The 22,660-nt window shown below is 39.2% G+C and carries 18 protein-coding genes; 4 read left to right on the forward strand and 14 right to left on the reverse strand.

Going from position 1 to position 22,660, the window contains the following annotated elements; genetic code table 11:
• Nucleotides 1–270: 270 nt before the first annotated feature.
• The 14 genes from IV81_RS08280 to pth form a co-directional block, all read right to left on the reverse strand.
• On the reverse strand, nt 271–939 hold the full coding sequence (locus IV81_RS08280) for a GntR family transcriptional regulator (protein WP_057804150.1): 669 nt from the start codon (nt 937–939) through the stop codon (nt 271–273).
• A 22-nt stretch (nt 940–961) separates the two neighbouring features.
• The gene (locus tag IV81_RS08285; RefSeq protein WP_057804152.1) at nt 962–2,743 is read right to left on the reverse strand and encodes an FAD-dependent oxidoreductase; all 1,782 of its coding nucleotides are present in this window, start codon (nt 2,741–2,743) and stop codon (nt 962–964) included.
• Nucleotides 2,744–2,946: 203 nt separating this feature from the next.
• Nucleotides 2,947–4,443 (reverse strand): lysine--tRNA ligase, encoded by a 1,497-nt coding sequence (gene lysS / locus IV81_RS08290; RefSeq protein WP_057804153.1) that lies wholly within the window; start codon nt 4,441–4,443, stop codon nt 2,947–2,949.
• Between the two features lie 67 nt (nt 4,444–4,510).
• A complete protein-coding gene (gene dusB, locus IV81_RS08295) occupies nt 4,511–5,509 on the reverse strand; it encodes a tRNA dihydrouridine synthase DusB (RefSeq protein WP_057804155.1) in 999 nt (332 codons plus the stop codon).
• Between the two features lie 84 nt (nt 5,510–5,593).
• A complete protein-coding gene (gene hslO / locus IV81_RS08300) occupies nt 5,594–6,472 on the reverse strand; it encodes an Hsp33 family molecular chaperone HslO (protein WP_057804157.1) in 879 nt (292 codons plus the stop codon).
• 57 nt (nt 6,473–6,529) lie between these two features.
• On the reverse strand, nt 6,530–8,617 hold the full coding sequence (gene ftsH / locus IV81_RS08305) for an ATP-dependent zinc metalloprotease FtsH (protein WP_057804159.1): 2,088 nt from the start codon (nt 8,615–8,617) through the stop codon (nt 6,530–6,532).
• 88 nt (nt 8,618–8,705) lie between these two features.
• The gene (hpt, locus tag IV81_RS08310; RefSeq protein ID WP_057804161.1) at nt 8,706–9,248 is read right to left on the reverse strand and encodes a hypoxanthine phosphoribosyltransferase; all 543 of its coding nucleotides are present in this window, start codon (nt 9,246–9,248) and stop codon (nt 8,706–8,708) included.
• Entirely contained in the window at nt 9,238–10,605 is a 1,368-nt protein-coding gene (gene tilS / locus IV81_RS08315; protein WP_057804163.1) for a tRNA lysidine(34) synthetase TilS, read from the reverse strand. The genes hpt and tilS overlap by 11 nt, the downstream gene beginning before the upstream one ends.
• 2 nt (nt 10,606–10,607) lie before the next feature.
• Nucleotides 10,608–11,093, reverse strand: coding sequence for a S1 domain-containing RNA-binding protein (locus tag IV81_RS08320; protein ID WP_057804165.1), 486 nt, complete (start codon nt 11,091–11,093; stop codon nt 10,608–10,610).
• A gap of 228 nt (nt 11,094–11,321) precedes the next feature.
• Complete coding sequence (locus tag IV81_RS08325; protein WP_057804167.1) at nt 11,322–11,681, reverse strand: FtsB family cell division protein; 360 nt, start codon at nt 11,679–11,681, stop codon at nt 11,322–11,324.
• A gap of 74 nt (nt 11,682–11,755) precedes the next feature.
• Nucleotides 11,756–12,025 carry an RNA-binding S4 domain-containing protein gene (locus IV81_RS08330; protein ID WP_057804168.1) on the reverse strand — a complete coding sequence of 90 codons (270 nt, stop codon included), beginning with the start codon at nt 12,023–12,025 and terminating at the stop codon, nt 11,756–11,758.
• The gene (locus IV81_RS08335; RefSeq protein WP_420848353.1) at nt 12,022–13,605 is read right to left on the reverse strand and encodes a polysaccharide biosynthesis protein; all 1,584 of its coding nucleotides are present in this window, start codon (nt 13,603–13,605) and stop codon (nt 12,022–12,024) included. The genes IV81_RS08330 and IV81_RS08335 overlap by 4 nt, the downstream gene beginning before the upstream one ends.
• Before the next feature lie 10 nt (nt 13,606–13,615).
• Entirely contained in the window at nt 13,616–17,113 is a 3,498-nt protein-coding gene (mfd, locus tag IV81_RS08340) for a transcription-repair coupling factor (RefSeq protein ID WP_057804170.1), read from the reverse strand.
• A 19-nt stretch (nt 17,114–17,132) separates the two neighbouring features.
• Nucleotides 17,133–17,690: an aminoacyl-tRNA hydrolase gene (pth, locus tag IV81_RS08345; RefSeq protein ID WP_057804172.1), complete on the reverse strand. Its 558-nt coding sequence runs from the start codon at nt 17,688–17,690 to the stop codon at nt 17,133–17,135.
• A 239-nt stretch (nt 17,691–17,929) separates the two neighbouring features.
• Here pth and IV81_RS08350 point away from each other — a divergent pair, with 239 nt between their 5' ends.
• The 4 genes from IV81_RS08350 (at nt 17,930) to cbpA (ending at nt 22,571) form a co-directional block, all read left to right on the forward strand.
• On the forward strand, nt 17,930–18,901 hold the full coding sequence (locus tag IV81_RS08350) for an L-lactate dehydrogenase (RefSeq protein ID WP_057804182.1): 972 nt from the start codon (nt 17,930–17,932) through the stop codon (nt 18,899–18,901).
• Nucleotides 18,902–19,141: 240 nt separating this feature from the next.
• Complete coding sequence (locus tag IV81_RS08355) at nt 19,142–20,302, forward strand: GGDEF domain-containing protein (protein WP_057804174.1); 1,161 nt, start codon at nt 19,142–19,144, stop codon at nt 20,300–20,302.
• Nucleotides 20,303–20,430: 128 nt separating this feature from the next.
• The gene (locus tag IV81_RS08360) at nt 20,431–21,852 is read left to right on the forward strand and encodes a L,D-transpeptidase family protein (RefSeq protein WP_057804176.1); all 1,422 of its coding nucleotides are present in this window, start codon (nt 20,431–20,433) and stop codon (nt 21,850–21,852) included.
• 65 nt (nt 21,853–21,917) lie between these two features.
• Nucleotides 21,918–22,571, forward strand: coding sequence for a cyclic di-AMP binding protein CbpA (gene cbpA / locus IV81_RS08365; RefSeq protein ID WP_057804179.1), 654 nt, complete (start codon nt 21,918–21,920; stop codon nt 22,569–22,571).
• Nucleotides 22,572–22,660 lie beyond the last annotated feature (89 nt).

The raw sequence follows: 22,660 nt of genomic DNA on the forward strand, positions 1-22,660 counted from the left end.
AGATTTGAATGTCAACAACTTTTTTTAAGCTTATTAACATCGTAAAGTCTCGACGGTGTCGGATTGATGCGACTAGAATATAATACCAAGTAGTTCCGTCGTAAGTCAATAGTTATTTTCAAAATAATTAAATATCGAACCAAATAATCGTTATTTTAAACTTCACGGCTTTAATTTTACGGTCACCGCGATACACGAAAATATCTAAAAAACCGCGATAATTACGCTCATTACGGCTTTTTAGATATTATAAAAAACAATAATTCTATTTTAATTCGGATAATCAAAAATTTGATTATTGGTTTCAGCAATCTTCTTATTTTGTAGATAGTTTAGCTCACTGATATAAACATTTTTAATGTGCTCATTTAAATGACTAACAGCATGTTCTTGATCTTGTTGCTGGATATCTGTGATAATTTTCTTAATTTCTCTCACCGACGATTGCATGCATCCCGTATCATCTTCAATTGCATAGCGAAAACGATTGGTTTGACTCTTTAGTATATCTAGTATTCTTCGAAAGGAGCCCTCCCCTTCATTTTGAATTAAAAAGCAATGAAATCGTTCGTCTAAATCTAGATAGTCATTCCAGGCATTCTTTTTCAAAACCGTATTAAATTCTCTACTAAAATAATTTAACTTTTCCAAGTCTAAATTACTGAACGACTTTCTCAATGCATAGGACTCAAGCATCGATCGTAATTCATAATTTTCCTTTAGTTCTTCCAAGTTCAAGCCCGTAATTATTGTCTTACGTCCCGTTTGTTGCTTAACCAATCCCTCGCTTTCAAGTCTTCTAAACGCTTCACGAATCGGTGTCCGCGACATATTCAAGTTCAATGCAATTTGATTTTCTGAAACTTCGTGCTCAGGCTGATAAGTTCCATCGATAATTTTCTTTTTCAAATAGATATATGCCTGCTCATCATTTTTCATTTAACTACCCTTACCATAAAAATTATTTTTTAAGCGCTAATTGTCGACCAACTTTACGACCTTGATGTAGTCCAACTCCCAAAGCTGTACCAGATCCAGCATAATACGAGCCAATTATACCACCGGCATTCTGCCCTGCGGCGTATAATCCCTCGATTGGTTGATGACCATTATCAATAACTTGCAAATTAACGTTAACCTTTAATCCCCCAATTGATCCAATATTCATATCATGATTTTTATAGGCGTACAGCGGCGTCTCAAGAGGCTCAATTCCTTGGCGTCGACCAAACGCAGGATCCTTTTTTTCTTTTGCGTTTTGATTCCAAATAGTCAGCGTATCGGTCAAATTTTGATCACTCACTTCAATTTTTTGAGCTAATTCTTCGGCGGTTGCTGCTTTAATCAAACGCCCGCGACTAATATCTTTTTGAATCTCTTCTTCGGTCTCGTAGGGTAGATTCTTTTCGTCTACGGTATTCTGTCCAAATACAAGCCAAGTCGGTTTACCCAGGCTAGTTTCTTGCTCATAGTTCGCTCTTGTTAGATACCCATAGGTCGAATCTTCATTAACGTAACGCTTCCCCAAACCGTTGATGTAAAATGCCGGTGGAGTAATAACTTGCGTCGAAAATCCAATGCCAAATTTAAAGTCGGCTGACATTACGCCACCAATACCATTCAGAGCAGCCCCATTGGTCATCCCCAAAATAATCCCATCACCAGTATCATACTTAGATGTTAATAAAACATTTTTCTTAATATCACGGTACTGCCAAGGTGATAATTCTTTAGCCAATTGCTCATTATGATCAATGCTTGCCGTTGCTAAAACGGTCCCCTTTAAAGCTCGGTATGCTTTTTCTTGTCCATGGTGATTAACAACCACCCCTAGAATTTCATTATCATGCAGATTTTTAGTGACCAAGCCGACAACTGGAGAATCATATTTAATAATCACTCCCGCATCCTTGGCAGCATTAAGCATCTTGCTAGTCATTATGACGCCTGCCCCATTATGCCCACCATGATCATAAACATGGATTCGGTCCGCAAAGTCTTTCTGATTTTCATAAGGTATCGACTTGTGACCATACACATCAACCCAATTAATACCGATTTCACTTAACCAAGCGATCGTATTAGCCGCATCATCGGTAAAATCTCGCACCAACTCTTCATCAACATGTCCTTCGCCTGCTTGAAGGTATTCTCTAGCATGCTTTTGGGAATCGTCTTTTTGATACTTTGTATGTTCCTTCTGCTGCTTCGTACCAGCAGCTTGAATAATTCCATGCGAAAAATTACTAGTTCCACCAATCATTCCCGCTTTTTCAAAAAGAACCGTTTTGGCACCGTTTCTTGCGGATTCAATAGCCGCTGAAAGCCCTGTAACACCTGATCCAGCAATAATCACATCGTACTCATCAACAAATTTAACATCACTCGCATAGATTCGATTTGTATGGACTTTGGCATAAGTGGGAACCGTAACTTTGTCAATTGGCTCTTGCTTTAAATCATTTGCCTCCGCAGCGGTTATTTTACCTTCCGCCAGTTCCATGCTTTTCTTTGCGGCCTTTAAAACCGCACTCGATGAAAACGTTGCGCCTGTTACCGCATCAATGTTGACACTTTTTTCTTCCTTGATTTTTTCAACCATTCTTTTCGCAGACAAAGTTCCGACCGTATCTGGTTGAATTCCTTCCGCCGAAATGTCTTTTATTTTTCCATTATCAATTTCAGATGTAACCGTTATTGGACCATGAAAACCCTGTGCTACTGCTTTAAACATCTTACTCATCCAAATTACCCCCTTAATAAACCGCTTACACAAATGATAGTATGAGAAATATTCAAAAACAATACAGACCAGCTAAAAACCTGTATACAGGTTTCCCGACCAAAATTAAAAACAATCAAAAAATCCCTAGCTTCACGTATTTATAATTACGTAAAACTAGAGATTTTTAATTAGATCAACGTTTAATCAACCTTTGATATTTTTTACTTTTCAGGACGCATTGTTGGGAAAAGCAACACATCTCGGATTGATGGAGCATCCGTTAACAACATTACTAACCGATCGATTCCAATTCCGAGTCCCCCAGTAGGCGGCATTCCATACTCAAGAGCCTCAATGTAATCTTCATCAATACCTTCCGCTTCTTCATTTCCAGCCTCGCGTTCGGCAACTTGTGCTTCAAACCGTTCACGTTGGTCAATTGGATCGTTCAGTTCGGTAAAGGCATTACCATATTCGTTACCTAATATATATAACTCGAAACGATCGGTAAAGCGTTCGTCCTCGGCATTTTTCTTAGCTAAAGGAGAAATTTCAACGGGATGTCCATAGATAAATACAGGTTGTTCTAATTGATCTTGGACTTTTTCTTCGAAGAACTCATTGATGATGTGACCAACTGTCCACCATTCTTCATAATGGATACCATGATCATCAGCAATTTTTTTAGCTTCTTCGACCGTCATTTTAGGCCAAAAGTCTACATCAGCATATTTTTTAATTGCATCAACCATGTGTAGACGCTCAAAATCTTGTCCTAAGTCCAATTCCGTACCCTGATAGGTTATTTTTCCGTCATCAGATACGGCGGCCACTGCAGCCTTAAAGATTCCTTCGGTTTCGTCCATAACATCGTGGAAATCAAAATAGGCTGCGTAAGTCTCGAGCATTGTAAACTCGGGATTATGACGAGTGTCAATCCCTTCGTTTCTAAATACGCGGCCAATTTCGTAAACACGTTCCATTCCACCAACAATTAGACGCTTCAAGTGTAATTCCAATGCAATTCTTAAATATAGATTAATATCTAAGGCATTATGATGGGTCGTAAATGGGCGTGCGCTTGCACCACCGGCTTGCGTATGCAAAACTGGAGTTTCAACTTCAGCAAAGTCATTCCCATCGAGATACCTTCTAACCGCCGAAACAATTTTAGTTCTCTTTCTAAAACGATCCATGCTTTCATCGTTGGCAATGAGATCCAAATAGCGTTGACGATAAATTTGTTCTACATTTTGTAAACCATGAAACTTATCGGGCAGTGGACGTAAAGCCTTGCTTAAAAAGGTTAAGCCCGTAACTTTAATCGTTAATTCACCCATGTCCGTCTTCATCACGTCGCCGGTTACACCAAGGAAGTCACCAATGTCAGAACGCTTGAAGACTTTATACACATCTTCACCTAAAACGTCTTTTCGAACGTAAAGTTGCATTCTTCCAGAGCGATCTTTCAGATCAGCAAAACCGACCTTTCCTTTACCACGTTTTGAAACCATCCGACCAGCAATGGTTGCTACCACGCCTTTGTCATCAAGTTCTTCCTTTGTCATATCACCATATTCTTCGTGCAATTGCGCAGCTAAATGCGTTCTTTCGAAACGATGTCCAAAAGGATCAATCCCCTTATCGCGGAGCTCTTGCATCTTTTCGCGACGAACCTTTAATTGATCATTCATGCTCGGTTGTTGCTTTTCGCCCACTATCTTGTCCCCCTCTAAATTTTTATTCACATACAATTATTACGCACTAAATCAGTAAAAATCAACCTTATTTGACAGTTCGTGCTCTTCTTTTATCAAGTTTTTCAATAAAACGATCGAAAATATCAACCATTTGTTGCTCAGTATCTGCCTCATTTAACGCAACTTTTGTTCTAGCAGAATGTGGAATTCCCTTTAAGTAATAAGCCGCTTGACCACGGAATTCACGAGGACCAATGTTGTCGCCCTTTAATTCCACCAAACCATGAAGATGTTCCTTCGCAATTTCAATCTTTTCTGCCGGAGTTGGCTCAGCCACAATTGTTCCATCTTCCAAATAAGATGACACTCGTTGAAGCTCCCAAGGATTTCCTAATACGGCTCGACCAATCATTACAGCATCTGCGCCAACTTCATCCAACATTCTTTTGGCATCCTCTGGAGTTTTAACATCCCCATTGCCCATGAATGGGATGTGTAACTGGCTGCTAACTTCCTTTAAGATATCCCAGTCGGCATGTCCCGTATACATTTGTTTCCGAGTACGTCCGTGCATCGCTAATGCTGATGCGCCAGCGCGCTCTGCCGCTAGAGCATTTTCAACAGCAAAAATGTGATGTGAGTCCCATCCTGTACGCATTTTAACGGTTACTGGCTTTTTAACCGCATCCGTCACGTAAGAAACCATTTCATATACTTTATTTGGATCGAGTAACCAGCGTGCACCCGCATCTGTGTTAACAACTTTATTAACTGGACATCCCATGTTAATGTCGATAATATCAGCATCCGTATTTTGGTCCACGTACTTAGCTGCTTCTACCAAAGTTTCCTTTGTTCCACCAAAAATTTGAATACTCATTGGATGTTCACTTGGATCAACCGTCATCATTCCCAATGTTTTTTTGTTTCCATAAATGATTCCACGATCAGAAATCATCTCACAAACAACTAAACCTGCTCCAAAACGTTTGCAAATCATTCGAAATGCTGTATTGGTAACTCCCGCCATTGGAGCAACAACCAATTGGTTTGGGATTGTGATATCCCCTATTTTCCATTCCATATTTTCACCTCATCAAACTTTATATACATGCAGAATATGATATCACAGAAAATATAAGTTGTGGAGAACCGACACCCTATTTACTTATTTTTCGTTAATAATTTCCCGCAAGTCTTCTTCAGAAAATTCGTATTTATTCCCGCAGAAACGACAAACCGCTTCCGCACCATGATCTTCAGTAATCATTTCTTCAATATCACTAGTTGGTAATGCAATAAGTGATTTCGCAAAACGCTCTTTTGAACAATCACATTCAAACTTTACATCCATTCGATCAAGAATTTTTACTTCATCATCATTAAAAATATCGTTCAAAATTTCTTCAGGAGTTTTTCCATTACGCAACATTTCTGAAACCAATGGAATTTCTTTTAGTCGCTTTTGAAGACGATCAATTGCATCATCAGTTGCATCCGGCATTACCTGAATTAGGAATCCTCCGGCCACACCAACTGTTTCATCTGGATTAACAAAAACAGAAACTCCAACTGCGGAAGGAATTTGTTCGGATTGTGCCAAATAGTAGGTGAAATCATCCCCGATTTCCCCTGAAACTAATCCAACTTGTCCTGTAAACGGATCACCTAGGCCCATGTCCTTTGTCACTGCCATCACACCGTTATTTCCAACCGCTTGTCCGACATCAATATGATGGTATTCCTTTAGGGGAAGTGAAACATGTGAATGCTGCAAGTACCCTTTCACAGTACCTTTGGCGTTCCCATCAACCACGATGGTTCCTGTCGGTCCTCCACCATTAATTTTAACGGTTAACTTTTCGTCGCCCTTTAAAACAGATGAGGATAACAACAACGTTGCCGTCAAGGACCGTCCTAGCGCGGCAGTTGCGGCACTCCAAGAATCATGTCGTTGTTGTGCTTCTTGAACTAAATTCGTGCTTCTCACGGCATATGCTCTAAACATTCCATCATTAATAATACTTTTAATTAAATAATCGTTCATTTCTAATCTCCTATCACAAAAAAATCGTGAGTGCATTTTGCAACCCACGATTTTAAATTATTTGTCTTCTGATTGATCACGATCGTCTTTTGGATAATATACGGTCGTTTTGTTCTCATCATCTGAACTTGACTTATCGGATCCAACAGCTTGTGCTGCTTCCTTGTGACGTTCGTTTTCCTTACGTTCCAATTCACGCTTAGATTCTTCAAACGTAGCAGCTTTTTCACTAGGGAACTCTGAATCATTTTTCTTTTCAGGCATCTTACCAGTCTTAAAAAGGCTGAGAATTTGCTTTTCATCAAGAGTTTCATACTTCAATAATGCTTCAGCAATCAGTTTATGTTGCTCGCGATGTTCTTCAATAATCTTACGAGCCTCATTGTAACCTTCAGTTGTGAAACGACGAATTTCTTCATCAATCGTGGCAGCCGTCTTTTCAGAATATGCTGGACCACCTTCACTATAGTAAGACTGACCTGGAGCAGCCAATTCTACTTGGCCAATCTTATCACTCATACCATATTGAGTTACCATCGCACGTGCAATCGAAGTTGCCTGCTCAAAGTCATTTGATGCGCCTGAAGATTGTTGATTAAAGATAATTTCTTCAGCGGCACGACCACCCATTAAGCCAGCGATTTGTTCCATCGCGTCCTTTTTAGACATCAACATCTGGTCTTCACGTGGAAGCATAATAGCGTATCCACCGGCACGACCACGCGGAACAATCGTAACTTTATGAACAACTCGAGCATCGTTTAGAACCAATCCAACGATTGTATGACCAGCTTCATGGAAAGCAACCGTCTGACGTTCTTTCTTGCTAACTACGGCATTCTTCTTAGCTGGACCTGCGATAACACGATCTTCAGCTTCATCTAAATCTGCTGCATCAATGGTTTTCTTATTTCGACGAGCCGCTAGTAACGCAGCTTCGTTCAAAAGGTTTTCCAAATCTGCACCAACAAATCCAGGTGTCTGTTTGGCAATTTCCGCCAAGTCAACATCTTTAGCAATTGGCTTATTCTTTGCATGAACCTTCAAAATCGCTTCACGTCCATTAACATCTGGACGACCAACGAGAATCTTACGGTCAAAACGTCCTGGACGAAGCAAAGCTGGATCCAAAACATCGGAACGGTTAGTTGCGGCCATTACGATGACCCCTTCATTTCCAGTGAAACCGTCCATCTCAACTAGCAATTGATTTAAAGTTTGTTCACGTTCATCATGTCCACCACCGGTTCCGTTACCACGGCGACGACCAACGGCATCAATTTCATCAATGAAAATAATTGAAGGCGCATTTTTCTTGGCCTGATCGAATAAATCTCGAACTCGGCTAGCACCGACACCAACAAACATTTCAACGAAATCTGAACCTGAAATTGAATAGAATGGAACGCCAGCTTCACCTGCAACAGCTTTTGCTAGCAAGGTTTTACCAGTCCCGGGAGGTCCCTCAAGTAAAACACCGGCTGGAATTCGAGCTCCTAATTGAACAAATTTACGCGGATCTTTTAAGAATTCAACAACTTCAACCAATTCCTGTTTCTCTTCTTCTTCACCTGCTACATCAGAGAAACGGACCTTATTAGCACTCTTATCTGCGGGTTTAACCTTGGATTTACCAAAGTTCATTACACCCTTACCGCCACCGCCTTGACCAGCTTGACCCATCATCATATAGAAAATGAAGATGAAGAAAATCAAAGGTAATCCGGTAACAAGCAATTGAACCCAAAAACTGCTTGATTCTTCTTCTTTAGTGGTGACCTTAACTCCATCAGCAGAAGCCGATTTAGTAATATCGGCAATTGTTGAATCGTTTTGTAATACCGAAGTCTGGAAGCCCGTCACCTTGCTTGATGAAACAGTTCCTGGGAACAATCCAGTCGCTGAATCGTCCTCTTGGGCCGAGCGATATTTACCAGTTACTTTATAAATTCCATTCGCTGGTTGGATATTAAAACTTTTCACGTTGTCTTTTTTAAGTTGTGAGACAAATTCGCTTGATGAAATAGTGGAAGTTTGGCTGTTGCCACCCTTTCCAACTACGGCAGCGATAATGCCCATGATACTCAAAAAAACTACGATATAGAAAAGACTATTTTTAAAAAGGCCATTTCTGTTATTTTTCATGTAGTTCCTCCTTGTAAGGCATCAAGAAATATCAGTTAAAATCTTGACCGTTGACGATATAATATCACATTTGACTAACTTTGACCAATTATTTTAATTCGTAAATTTCTGGCTTTAAAACACCAACATACGGTAAGTTTCGGTAATAGCCTTGGTAATCCAAACCGTAGCCAACCACAAATTCATTTGGCACGGTAAATCCGACATAATCAGCTTTAGCTTCAACTACACGTCCGGCCGGCTTATCCAAAAAAGTACAAATTTTTACACTTTTAGCATTTCGTGAGTAAAGTAATTTGACTATGTACTTTAGCGTTCGTCCAGTATCAACGATGTCTTCAACAATCAAAACATCACGACCAGCGACGTCTTCAGAAAGATCCGAAACTAAATCAACTTTCCCCGTTGATTCCATACCACCCTTGTAACTTGATACATCAATGAAATCAATTTGGGAATATTCGTCAAACTCCCGAACAACATCCGTTGTAAAAAACATTGCTCCCGTTAACACGCTTAAAATTAAGGGACGCTTTCCTTTATAATCTGCTGTCAACTGCTTACCTAATCTTTGGCAAGCCTCTTTTATATCCGCCCTACTATACAAAACTTTGGCGATATCATTGTCCATTGGGACGTCCTCCAGTTCTATATTCCATCATAAATTGTCGATTTTTTTCTACAAATGGAGCCTGCAGCCATGATTTTCTTAGCCCCGGAACCCACAAAATAGTTCCGTTTGCATCAACAACGGCAAAGTACTTTTGTCGCCGTTCATTTGGAATCTTTTGATCAATTAGTTCGCGTCGAATCGTCTTAAACCCACCATTTTTAAGTCTTAAACGATCCTTAAAATTAACTGGTCGGATCAAAAGCGGACGTTTAAATTGATTTTCACTTAAAATCATTGTTTCAGCTGAATCCAAGAAACCATGGTCGCTGACTCTGAACCAAGCCGAGTCGCCTAGTTCAAACCACGTATTCAATGTTACCATATGCCCCATGGCTTGTTCAGTTTTTATGGTCTTTTTTTTGCTAATTCGAAGGCAATTGTACGTAATTTCCAAAAGATAGCCATCACCAATGTCAATATAACGTTGTGCCTTTTTGACCTGGTTGATAAACCGAACCATGGCCGTGAGCTTAGCCTGACTAATTGGTAATGATGGAAGTTGTTTTTGAACAATCCTCAAAAGCATGCGCCTCTGCCATTCTGTTGGCTCAGCTAAAATTTGACTCAAATCATACCCCTCTTGGTTCCGGGTCCGTTCAAGTTTGGCGTCAACGCTTTGATCAAGCAGCCGGCTTTGTTCCGCTAACTGGTTTTGAAATTGATTAATATGTTCCAGTGCCCGATCATTTTCTTCTCTAAGAATTGGTAATATTTCATTTCTGACCCGATTTCGTAAAAAATCCAATTCTTGGTTCGTATCATCTTCGAACCAAGTTAGCTGATTTGTCGTCGCAAGTTGAATCAGTTCTGCCTTCGATATATCTAAAAGTGGCCGAATTAGGGTTCCCGTGGCAAAAGGCCTTTGTTCGGGAATTCCTTCCAGTTCACTTAGCATTCCACCACGAATTAAACGCATTAAAAAGCTTTCTGCCTGTTCATCCGCATTATGCGCTGTCAATAAAACATCCGCTTGATGCTTCTGCATCATCCGGTTGAAAAATTCATAACGAACTTCTCTGGCAGCCGCCTCTACGCCTACCATCGGATGCTGTGTTTTCTCCCAGGTAAAAACTTCTAATTTGATGTTATGTTTCATACACCAATTACGTAAAAACTTTTCCTCTTGGTCACTCGCCGCTCTGAGTTTATGATTAACATGGGCAACTACTAGATTTGAATTGTCTAGCATTCTTGAAAAGATCAATGCGTTAATCAGGACAGTCGAATCTACCCCCGTGGAGACGGCAACGACCATTTTTTTATTTTTTAAATCAAACTTTTTTACAATCTGGTCGCCCAGTTCGTTAATTTTCATCTTTAGCTACGACGTCCACCACGGCCGCCTCGTTTCCCATCGGTATTACGTTTTAAAGTTGATAAACGAGACTCGCTGTCTTTTAAGAAGCCGGATAACATCTGATCAAAGTTTGGTTCGACTTTTGATGCCGATTGATCACGATGGTTATTATCGCGTCTGTTATTAGTTGCCCGTGGACGGAAGTTCCCACTGGAGTGATGACTACTGGAATTGACCTTAGCAGTTTCTTTATGTTCAGTGTGTGCGGGGTGATCAGTCGCTTTTCTAATAGATAACGCAATTTTTCCATCGTCCGCGATTGACAAGACTTTAACCGTTACCGAATCTCCCACCGTAAGAACATCATGAATATCCTTAATAAATCCGTCAGAAACTTCGCTAATATGAACTAAGCCCGAACGATTCTCCCCTAAATCTACGAAAGCTCCAAAATTAGTGATTCCTGAAACTTTTCCATCCACCTTAGTTCCAACTTCAATTGTCATAAATACGTATGTTCCTCCTAAAAAATTTAATGCTTAATTATACCATTTCATACCAAATTCTTGCGAGCCTCACTTCCACAGTGTTATTCATTTTTTAATATCTTTTTTTGAATATTTATCGCCCGTCATTGTTTTTTAACGTGCTACCAAAAAGAAGTATACCAAAAGCCAAGTTGACTTTTAATATACTTCGTCTGTTTACGATATTTGACCATCAGAAGCCTTAATTTAATTTGCATCCATTGGAAGGTTATAGACTGTCTCACCTTTTTTGGTGTAAAAATACTTTGAACGAATTAGTTTTTCAAGATAATTCTCGTCATTCATTTGCTTTACACGGCCTTTTAGTTGGTCATTTTCATCTTTTACTTGACCATAGCGCGCCGTTTCAACAGTCAATTTATGATCAACGTTATTTTTGGAGACATGTGAACTTACAATTTGAAATAAGAAGAATGCCGCAATAATTGCAAAAACACCGAGTATAAACAGGGCGCGCTGTTTTCGTGCCCTTGCATACGGATTTTTTGCTCCTGTTGCTGTTCGATAATTCATTTTTTTGCTCTTATTTCCTTTTGTATTTTCCATCGCTATATCCCCTTAACTTCTTGATTATAACAACGCTTTCCTTTCCTGTCTATGCATATTTAAGGGGTTTTATACTATTTTCTGAAATCTTTATCATAATTTTCTGAAACAATGGTATACATTCGTTCCGCGTCATCTTTCTTCGTTGTGTCTAATAGTTGGTCAACCCTAATGGTGAGGGTTTTATTTCCAAAACGAATTTCGACATTATCGTTCACTCCAACGTTTGAAGACGACTTAGCTACTTTTTCATTGATTAAAATCCGTCCCTGATCGGCAACTTCTTTTGCCAACGCACGTCTTTTAATAATTCTTGAAACCTTTAAAAACTTATCTAATCTCATTTAGTAATCCTCTGTATTATTCTTAAAATTTTTGTACCATATGGAACGGTGAGCCACTCCCGAATGCTGAATAGTTTAAACCTGAAAATATAACTGATGAATACCAATCCACCGATGACAATTCCAATTATAACAAGTAAGATTGACCCCCATCGATTTTGAAAATTAAAAATCATTTGTACAAAACCGACGGCAAGTGTGACCGCTAACCACATTAGAATATTGCCGATTATTAATTTCATCAAAAAATGCTGTTCGTGGTAGACCCTTTGTGATAATCGGCCAGGTAATGCTCGACTCATCAACGACGCAATCAGCGCCAAACTGATGACCGTAATCAAACTTGCGCCAAAGATACCCATCGTTTGGACCGCCCAGCCATTTAGCAATATTTTAAAGAAGACTCCCGTAATGATTGCGCTCAAGGTCACCCGGACATCACCAATACTTTGTAGAACGCTGTTATAAACAAAAATCAGCGCCGCAAAAATGATACTTAAATTATACACAGCCAACGTGCCGGACCCATCAAAACTACCGAATAGTAGCTTATTAATGTGCGGCATCAACGCGATCATACCGACACTAGCCGTCATCGAAATAGTTAACGAGATCCTTAGTAAGGAAGTCGCCGATTTGTAAAAGGCCTTGGTATCACGTCTTTGAATTGCTTCAGTCAACGCTGGCAATAGGGTCGTCGCAAAGGCCGTCGCGATTACCGTTCCCAACTGAACCAGTGGTTGCGCTCGATCATAAATTCCCTTTAACGATTTTGCTACTTCTTGGGTTGCACCACCAAGTACTAGACTGTTCTTAACTGAAAAAGAATCAACTAGTTGAAGTAAAAGAATCATCGACGCTAGTAAGCAAATTAACCCACCTTCGATGATAAATCTTCTACATAAACGTTTAAACAGTTTTACATCAAACTTAATCTTTTTTTGGTTAACAACCTTTAGTCCAAATTTAATAAAAAAAAGGGAAGCTGCGACCGCCGCAAAAGTGGAACTCGCCATTGCCCATGTTCCCATCTTGTACGCTGACCATCCCGAGCGAACTGATAAAATTGCCACTAATATAATAATCGTTACTCGAACAATTTGTTCAGCCACTTGTGATTTGGCCGTTGGCACGACATCATAAATACCTTGAAAGTACCCTCGTCCCGTCGCTAACAGCGGCATGAATAAGAACATCGTTGAGACGGCTCTAAGTAGTGGCGTTAGCTGAATATCACCCATTAATATCGCAATTTCTTGTGCCCCAATCATTAAAATACCAAAGGTTACTACGGATAGTCCCGCAAGTATTAAAATCGAATACCGGCTAATCATTAGCTTTCGCTTTTCATCAGGCTCTTCGGCCACAATTTTTGAAATGAATATTGGAAATCCATTTAACGCAAAAGTCATTCCAATTCCATATATGGGATAAATTTGTTGATAAACATAAAAACCAGTGTTCCCCACCAAATTTTGCAAAGGTATTCGATAAACTGCACTTAAAATTTTCGCGATAATTGATGCGATTGATAAAACAAGTGCTCCTTGCATCACCCTTTTTGCATTTGCATTCTTCAAAAGTGAACCCTCACAAATACTCTTCTAATTTTTTAATATAGTTAAACAGCTGCGTAAACCAGTCCGTTTGAGTCATTTTCGGTTGAATTACCAACTTAATTAGCATTTTATCATTTGACTCCGCAACTGTCGCCCTTAGTCTCGTCACGGAAAGGGCCTCGAAAATATGTTCACCAGTAATTTTTTGGCTGGCTTCTTTCGTTAGGATAATGTTTAAAATTCCCTCTCGTCGATCAATCTTTTCAATCTGAGCATGATCTGCAGTAATTTTTAGATCCGTTAGCTGAAGCAGATTTTCAACTTCAATTGGGTAATCCCCAAAACGATCAATTAAATCATCCTGAACATCGACCAAATCAGAATGGCTATTTGCTTGACGTAATCGCTTATAAAATTCAATCTTCTGTTGTTCATCTTCAATATAGGAACTTGGTAGAAAGCCTTCAATTCCAAGACTAATCTCACTATCAGATTGTTTCTGAACTTTTTTGCCCTGTTTCTTTTTCACGGCGTCGGCTAGCATTTGGGAATATAAATCATATCCAACCGAATCGATAAATCCATGTTGTTGCTTACCTAAAAGATTTCCTGCCCCCCGAATTGATAAATCACGCATCGCAATTTTAAAGCCTGAACCCAATTCGGTAAAATCCTTAATTGCTTCCAACCTTTTCTCACCCAACTCCGTTAACACGCGATTCTTTTGATACAAAAAGTACGCATAGGCGACTCTGGAAGACCGACCAATTCGTCCTCGCAGTTGATATAGCTGTGATAATCCCATATGATCGGCGTTTTCAACAAATAACGTGTTGGCATTTGGAATATCAATTCCCGTTTCGATGATCGTAGTCGTCACCAACACATCGTACTCCCCTTCAATGAAGTCAAAAAGAATATCTTCCAATTGCTTTTCCGTCATTTGACCATGAATATAACCCACGCGGGCTTCCGGAACCAACTCTTCAAGTTGTGCGACAACTTTTTCAATATCTTGAACTCGATTATGGAGATAAAAAACTTGTCCATTTCTTCTTAATTCCCTTGTGATACCTTCTCGAATTGCTCCGGCATTTTCTTCCATAACATAGGTTTGGATTGGATACCGGTTGGTTGGTGGTGTTTCAATTACTGATAAATCTCGCACCCCAATCATTGACATGTTCAGAGTTCTGGGAATTGGTGTCGCTGTTAGCGTTAAAACATCTACTTGAGATCGAATCTCTTTAATTCTTTCCTTATGCTTAACCCCAAAGCGTTGCTCTTCATCAATAATTAATAGTCCTAGATTTTTAAAATTTACATCTTTCGATAATAAACGATGCGTGCCAACGACAATGTCAATACTGCCATCTTCCAACCCAGCTAAAACTTCTTTAGCTTGACTACCAGTTTGGAATCGCGAAAGCATCCCCGTTGAAACTGGATAACCTTCAAACCGGTCGTTCATCGTATCAAAATGTTGTTGGGCCAAGATGGTTGTTGGCACTAAGATTGCGACTTGTTTTCCACTCTCAATCGCTTTAAAAGCCGCTCGCAGTGCTACTTCCGTCTTCCCGTACCCAACATCGCCAACTAAGAGTCGATCCATTGGTCGTGGCTTTTCCATATCTTTTTTAATTTCTTCAACCGAACGTAATTGATCCGGTGTTTCATTATAAGGGAAATCATTATCAAACTGTCTTTGATAATCGTCATCTGGGTTAAACGCGAATCCTTTTTCAGACTCTCTTTTAGCGTACAAATCAATTAAATCATCCGCAATGTCCTCAATTTTGGAGGCAACGTGTTGCTTTGTTTTGGCCCAGTCGGTTCCACCGAGCTTATTAAGTTTTGGACTCTTCCCCTCGGCAGCAACATATTTTTGGACCAAGTTCAGCTGGGTAACTGGAATAAAAAGTTGACCACTACCCTTATAGTGGATTGTCATATAGTCTTGATGGACACCATCGACTTCCATTGTGGTCATTCCAATATATTTACCAATCCCATGATTGACATGAACTACGAAATCCCCCGGTTTTAATTCTGTATAGCTTTTTAAACGCTCCGCATTCTCAATGTGTTGGCGTCTTGGCCTTTTCTTGGGTACCTTAGCAAAAAGCTCCTTTTCTGTTAAAACAACCAGCTTGGAACTGGGCATGTCGAATCCTTGAGAAAATGTTTGTCCAATTATATTAACCGTTCCAAACAGGATGCCATCCGGATTAACGGTGTTCGCAACTATTTCAAAGTCCTGTAAAACATCCGCAATTTTTTCCTGGCGTTCCTTTGAATTCGCAAAAATTAACACCGTTTGTTTACGCGATAGCCATCGTTCAACCTCGCCTTTTAAAACCGGCATCTGTCCAAAGAAATCTTGGACTGCGCGCGTCGTTATTTCAGTTAACTGGTCAAATCGTAACCGTCCCATTCCTTTTTGAAACATCGATAAAAAAAGCTGAGGAGTCGATTTTTTCTTAATCAGCGTCCGAATGTCTAACCCAAACGGTTCATTATCTAGTAAAATGTGATTTTTCAGTTGATCAACGATCCAACTCGCTTCATTATTTTGAATATCTAATTCTGAATCCAAAATTCGAGGATAGTCGTCAAGAATTAAACTACCTTTTTTCATATAATCCAATAACGATGTTTTGGATGTATATAATTGCTTAGAGTATACAATGTCTTCTTGGACAATTTGATGATGTTTCCATCGTTCGATTACTTCTGTTATATTTTGTTGCAATAACTCATAGTTTTCATCGGGCAGCTTCGTTTTTGATTTAGCCAGTTGACCAGTAATCAGCTTTATCGCTGAATTTAATTTAACTTCATCAATAACCAAATCGGTTGCTGGTAAGATCTCAATTTCTTCGATATTTTCGATACTACGCTGCGAATTTTGATCAAAGGTTCGCAACGAATCAATTTCAACATCAAAAAAATCAATTCGAATTGGGTCGTTTTGTTCTAGTGGAAATATGTCAACAATTGAACCACGTATAGCAAATTCACCCTTTTTTTCCACTTGCTCAACGCGGCGGTATCCTAACGTTCCCAAATCATTTGTTAGTTGGCTTAGATCATACTCCTCACCGATCTTTAAGCTAACTCGTGCGTTTAAGACATCGCTTGGCTCTGGTACTAACCTTCGTAACCCCGAAGCGGACGTGACAAAGATTCCATTTTTCTGCTCAGCTAAAGCACTTAAGAATTGAATTCTAGCAGCTCGATAATCCGGTGAACTCGTTGCAACCTCGGCCGCAATAATTTCCTCAGCCGGAAACCAATAGGAATTGATGTTGGACTGATTTTCAACGAAAGAATTATAAATTCGTTCCGCATGCGCAAGGCTGTCTGTAACCACCAAAAGTGGCTGAGCTTTGTTTTCAATAATTGAACTTAACAGCAGCTGCTTTCCGGGTTCCAAAAGCCCCGTGACCAGTTGCCGATTGTTTCCCTGTAATGCGTCGAGTACGGACCTTACACCCGAATCTGTAGCAAAAATTTTTTCTATATTCATAACCACTCCTGAGTTACGTCTAATTATATTTATTCATTAACTTACTGAAGTCTTCCTCTGTAATCCAGCTTTCCAACGCATCCGCTGCCGTTTGGATTCCAATTTCAAAATCATCTTGTTGATCTTTTCGAAACTTTCCTAAAACATAGTTAACGACGCTTTCCTTAACTGGATGGTCAATTCCGACCCGAATCCGATTGAACTTATCTGTCCCAACGTGCGCGATAATGCTCTTAATGCCGTTATGTCCCCCAGCGGACCCCTTCTGTCGCAGCCGAATTTTTCCGACTGGCATATCCATATCATCGTACGCAATAATCACATTGGACAAATCGATATCATAATAATCCATCAATGGTCGGACCGCGCGCCCAGAATCATTCATGTACGTAGTTGGCTTTACCAAAAGAATTTTTTCACCGTTCACTCGAAAATCGCCAACCATGGCATCGTTTTGAATTTTAAAATTGGTTACATTATTTCTTTTTGCTAGTGTGTCAACTACCATGAATCCAGTGTTATGCCGCGTTTGGTCATACTCTCGGCCAATGTTACCCAATCCAACAATCATTTTCATTTTTAAGTCCACCTTTATTAACACGCAAAAAAGGGCTGAATGATCATCTTATCCCTCAGCTTTTTTCGTTTATTTTATGTAATACTAACATATTCCTGCCATTCAGACTTATCTTAAAGATTAATTTTCATGGCAATTCCAACTTCGATGAAAATTTAACTCAACTTTCTTTTTTGAAAATGTTATAATGGTTTCGTTGTATAAATACAAAACATTACATAATGAAGGGAATGGATATTTTGTCTAATATTCAAAATCATCAAAAAGTTGTATTAATCGGTGACGGCGCTGTAGGTTCAAGTTACGCATTTGCAATGGCTCAACAAGGAATCGCAGAAGAATTCGTAATCGTTGACGTTGTTAAGGATCGTACTGTTGGTGACGCATTAGATCTTGAAGATGCTACACCATTCACAGCTCCAAAGAGCATTTACTCAGGTGAATATTCTGATTGTAAGGATGCTGACTTAGTAGTTATTACTGCTGGTGCACCACAAAAGCCTGGTGAAACACGTCTTGACCTTGTTAACAAGAACTTAAACATTCTTTCAACAATCGTTAAGCCAGTTGTTGATTCAGGATTTGATGGTATCTTCTTAGTTGCTGCTAACCCAGTTGATATCCTCACTTACGCAACATGGAAATTCTCTGGTTTCCCTAAGGAAAAGGTTATTGGTTCAGGTATCTCTCTTGATACAGCTCGCCTACGCGTTGCTCTTGGTAAGAAGTTCAACGTTAGCCCTGACTCAGTTGATGCTTACATCTTAGGTGAACATGGTGATAGCGAATTTGCTGCTTTCTCAACAGCATCAATCGGTACAAAGCCATTGCTTCAAATCGCAAAAGAAGAAGGCGTTTCAACAGACGAATTAGCTGAACTTGAAGATGGTGTTCGTAACAAAGCTTATGAAATCATCAATAAGAAGGGTGCTACATTCTACGGTGTCGGTACTGCTCTTATGCGTATTTCAAAAGCTATTCTTCGTGACGAAAACGCAGTATTGCCTGTTGGTGCATACATGGACGGACAATATGGCTTGAACGATATTTACATTGGTACACCTGCCGTTATCAATGGTCAAGGTTTAAACCGTGTTATTGAATCACCACTTAGCGACGACGAAATGAAGAAGATGACTGACTCAGCTGATACATTGAAGAAAGTTCTTAACGATGGTTTGAAGGCTCTTGCTGAAAAACAAGCTAAGTAATTTTCCGTCTTCGATTTAATCGATTAAAAGGACCAGGATTATGTATAATCCCGGTTCTTTTTTTATTTGTCCCAGCCTCAATTAACTTCATTTCTAATCTTATTTAACATATATTTGATATAATGTACGTTGAACCTTCGTAAATAAAACGAAAAATCATTTTACTAATTTAAGAGGAACAAAATGCCCGTAAAATTTACTTTAACTGTCTTACAATAGTGGATTGTTGACTATTTTAGTTTGAACACCCTTGCCATTGTTTTAATTACTTTTGGCATTATCACTTTCGTTTTAACAGCAAGCTACTACCTGTCTTTTAAAAGTGCTGAATCTAAATCAGTCGGTATTAAAAGTACCGATGAAATTTTAATTGCGGTCATTATTATTGCTGGATTGGAACTAATAAAAAAACTACTTCCTTTGATACCTAATTCAGGCATTTCTGATATTTATCGTGCCAATTCTGCAATTGTTTTGTTGCTGGTTGTTTTATTTTCAGCACGTCAACGTTCGGTCAATATCGTTAACTATATTGCTCCCCCCCTGCTGTTATTACTTGAAATTTATCCAGTTCATAGCTTAAAAGTCAATTTCTTGTTTACCATTATTAATCTGGCTTTCGTCGGATTTATTTATTTTATTAGCCACCATAAAGCTACCATTATTAATAAATATTCCTATTATTTATTGGTTCAAATTATTTTTGGATTAGGATGGTGGATTAATATTTGGGGCATCTATACTTTCGACCTTTATAAAATACCTTTGATGGTTATTGAATTGGTTGGTTATATGATTATTATTCGCAGTTATCAAGTGACCATCACCAAATTTGCTCGTAATTATGAATACATGTCGGATGAGATTAACATCGATCCTTTAACTCAGGTCCGAAATCGTCTCAGTTTTAATAATGTAGTTGCCAAGCTGTTCAAGCGGTACTCAAATACCAGTTTCAGCTTAGACTCCACTCCCATTTCAATGGCAATGCTTGATATTGATCACTTTAAGAAATTTAACGATACTTATGGGCATGTGGCTGGAGATGAAGTCTTGAAACACGTTGCATCCAACTTTAAAAATGAGCTCCTAAAATTCGATAGTACTAGTCAGATCTTTCGGTTTGGAGGAGAAGAATTCATCATTATTTTTAGGGGATCAAATTCAGAACAAGCCGCCCAGATTCTGAAGCAAATTCAACGTTCAACCGCTGAAAATCCACTTCGTTTGGATGGCAAGAGCCTACCAGTGACGGTTTCAGCCGGTGTTTCTCAACTTAAACCCGGTGATCAAGATTTTGACGATTTCTTTGAAAGAGTTGACCGTTACATGTACAAATCTAAAAATACGGGTAATAACTATCTTACAGTTGAAAACAAGGTTTCTAAAGTTGACTTATAATTGATTTGGGTGCTAAATTTAAATAAGTAAAAATAACGCTTTTTAATTTAATTTTTTGTGAATTAACTTGATTAATCTTCTTGACTAAAGTACTGTTACAGAGGATAAATTTATTCTGGAGGCACATGATGCAGCAAAGAAGAAACAATAATAAAAAGAAATCAAAAAAACCACTAATTTGGATTGGCGCCATCGTTGCCCTTGGAGCCATTTACGCTGGTGGTGCTTACCATTATAGCAGTGCTAAAACATTCATGCCCAATACAACCATTGAAGGCGTCAACGTTGCCGGAAAAAATTCTGAACAAGCTCAATCGTTAATCAGTCAGCACATCAAGAACCAGACAATTAATTTAACTGACAACGACAAGGTTATTTCTAAAGTGAAATTAGCTGATGCCGGCTATACGTCAACTAGCAGTCAATCGATTGCGAAGGCTATTGAAAATCAAAATGCCTTAATGTGGCCATTACAATTAATTAACGTCGCCAATGCTGATAGTTCGGTCGTCGTTAAGCCCGATAAGGACAGCAATGCCAAGCTAACCGCCTACGCTAAAAAAACGGCCACCAAGTTGAACCGTACTCGTGATGCTGGAACCCCAGCCACCGTGAGTGTTTCAAACGGAAAAGTTAATGTGACCGATGGTAAAAAAGGAAACACTATTAACGCCACCCTCTTGGCCGAAGAAATCAAATCGAGCGTTGCTGAAGGTAAGCGTGATGTGAACCTTTCCAATACCTACCAGTCAACATCTAATTCTTCAGACGTTAATAAAATCAAAAATCAAGTCAAAGCGCTTTCGACTGAAAAAGCGGTTTATAACGTCAACGGCAATACGGTTACCATTCCTAATGCTACCATTACCAGTTGGATTATAATTGATAAAAACGCCGATGGTACTCAAAAAGTTAACTTAGATCAAACTAAGCTAACCGCTTACCTCAACGGTTTAAACGATAAATATGCTTCTTATCAATCAGATGTTACCTTTAATAGTACTAAACAAGGGTCTCAAACCGTTAAGGGTGGCACTTTCGGCTGGTCGATTGTTACAGCAACCGATGCCACTAAATTAACTAACAATATTCTAGCTGGTAAAGATTTTACTGAAAAGGCCACCATCTCCGGTTCGGGAACGAGTCTAAAGAAGGGCCAACTTGGGAATACGTACGTCGAAGTTGATAAAACTAACCAACATATGTGGTATTACGAAAATGGTAAGCTAGTCATCTCGACTGATGTCGTAACCGGGAAACCGTCTAACGGGAATACCACTCCTACTGGTGTTTACTTCGTTTGGAATAAGCAACGTAATACGACACTTAAAGGTAGTAATGACGACGGCTCAGCATATGCTTCTCCTGTCGACTACTGGATGCCAATTGATTACACCGGGGTTGGGCTACATGATTCTCCATGGCAACCACAATATGGTGGCACTTGGTACAAAACGCACGGATCACATGGATGTGTTAATACACCTCCCGCAACCATGAAAAAACTTTATGACGCAGTTGCAACTGGAACACCAGTAATCGTATTCTAAAAACGTATTCTGTGGTATCATTAGAATTAACTTAGAAGAAAATTAAAATCGAGGAGGATATTCTAATGCTATTAAAGTCCATCGTTAAACCGAAAGGCAGATTAACTACCGTTCGGGAGGATGCAACCCTTGAAGAGGCATTAAAAATTCTTGAAGATTCAGGATTTCGATGTGTCCCTATTTTAGATAAAACTGGTCGTTTGTTCCGCGGCAACATTTATAAAATGCATATTTATCGTCATAAATCTCGTGGCGGCTCCATGCAAGATCCTGTAACATCATTATTGAAGAACGCAACCAAATATATCAACGTTAATGCAGCTTTCTTCAATGTATTTTTCTCAATCAAAGATTTGCCTTACATTACCGTCCTTGATGATAATAATTATTTTTATGGGATTTTGACCCATGCACGGTTGTTGGACGTGCTTTCTCAATCGTGGAATGTCAATGTAGGCAGTTATGTAATAACCGTCATTTCTGGGGACGAGAGAGGCGATTTGGCGTCGATTGCTAAGATCATTACTAAATATACCTCAATTGCCAGTGTAATCTCTCTGGATGTTCAGGAAGGTGAATTAGTACATCGCACGATGTTTACTCTTCCAGCTAATGTTGAGGAGAAAAAACTTCAGCAAATTATCGATAATCTAGAACGCAAAGGTTTCCGCGTTCCAGAAGTGGAAGATCTCAAATTAGGTCGTAACCGTAACCAATAGGTTTCTACTTGCCACTATCTCAATGGCTATTTTCAAAATTATGTTTATCAAAAAGAGGATCACAATTGAGGTATACCCAAAAAGTTAAA

This window comes from Pediococcus stilesii, assembly GCF_001437075.1.
In the GTDB taxonomy this organism is placed as follows: Bacteria; Bacillota; Bacilli; order Lactobacillales; family Lactobacillaceae; genus Pediococcus; species Pediococcus stilesii.

Excerpts from the sequence above, each read along its gene's own strand:
- IV81_RS08330 (WP_057804168.1), bottom strand. The coding sequence starts at position 12,025 with ATGAGATTAGATAAGTTTTTAAAGGTTTCAAGAATTATTAAAAGACGT.
- mfd (WP_057804170.1), bottom strand. The coding sequence starts at position 17,113 with ATGAATATAGAAAAAATTTTTGCTACAGATTCGGGTGTAAGGTCCGTA.
- pth (WP_057804172.1), bottom strand. The coding sequence starts at position 17,690 with ATGAAAATGATTGTTGGATTGGGTAACATTGGCCGAGAGTATGACCAA.
- IV81_RS08320 (WP_057804165.1), bottom strand. The coding sequence starts at position 11,093 with ATGACAATTGAAGTTGGAACTAAGGTGGATGGAAAAGTTTCAGGAATC.
- IV81_RS08325 (WP_057804167.1), bottom strand. The coding sequence starts at position 11,681 with ATGGAAAATACAAAAGGAAATAAGAGCAAAAAAATGAATTATCGAACA.
- hpt (WP_057804161.1), bottom strand. The coding sequence starts at position 9,248 with ATGGACAATGATATCGCCAAAGTTTTGTATAGTAGGGCGGATATAAAA.
- cbpA (WP_057804179.1), top strand. The coding sequence starts at position 21,918 with ATGCTATTAAAGTCCATCGTTAAACCGAAAGGCAGATTAACTACCGTT.
- IV81_RS08280 (WP_057804150.1), bottom strand. The coding sequence starts at position 939 with ATGAAAAATGATGAGCAGGCATATATCTATTTGAAAAAGAAAATTATC.
- IV81_RS08285 (WP_057804152.1), bottom strand. The coding sequence starts at position 2,743 with ATGAGTAAGATGTTTAAAGCAGTAGCACAGGGTTTTCATGGTCCAATA.
- tilS (WP_057804163.1), bottom strand. The coding sequence starts at position 10,605 with ATGAAAATTAACGAACTGGGCGACCAGATTGTAAAAAAGTTTGATTTA.
- ftsH (WP_057804159.1), bottom strand. The coding sequence starts at position 8,617 with ATGAAAAATAACAGAAATGGCCTTTTTAAAAATAGTCTTTTCTATATC.
- dusB (WP_057804155.1), bottom strand. The coding sequence starts at position 5,509 with ATGGAATGGAAAATAGGGGATATCACAATCCCAAACCAATTGGTTGTT.
- hslO (WP_057804157.1), bottom strand. The coding sequence starts at position 6,472 with ATGAACGATTATTTAATTAAAAGTATTATTAATGATGGAATGTTTAGA.
- IV81_RS08360 (WP_057804176.1), top strand. The coding sequence starts at position 20,431 with ATGCAGCAAAGAAGAAACAATAATAAAAAGAAATCAAAAAAACCACTA.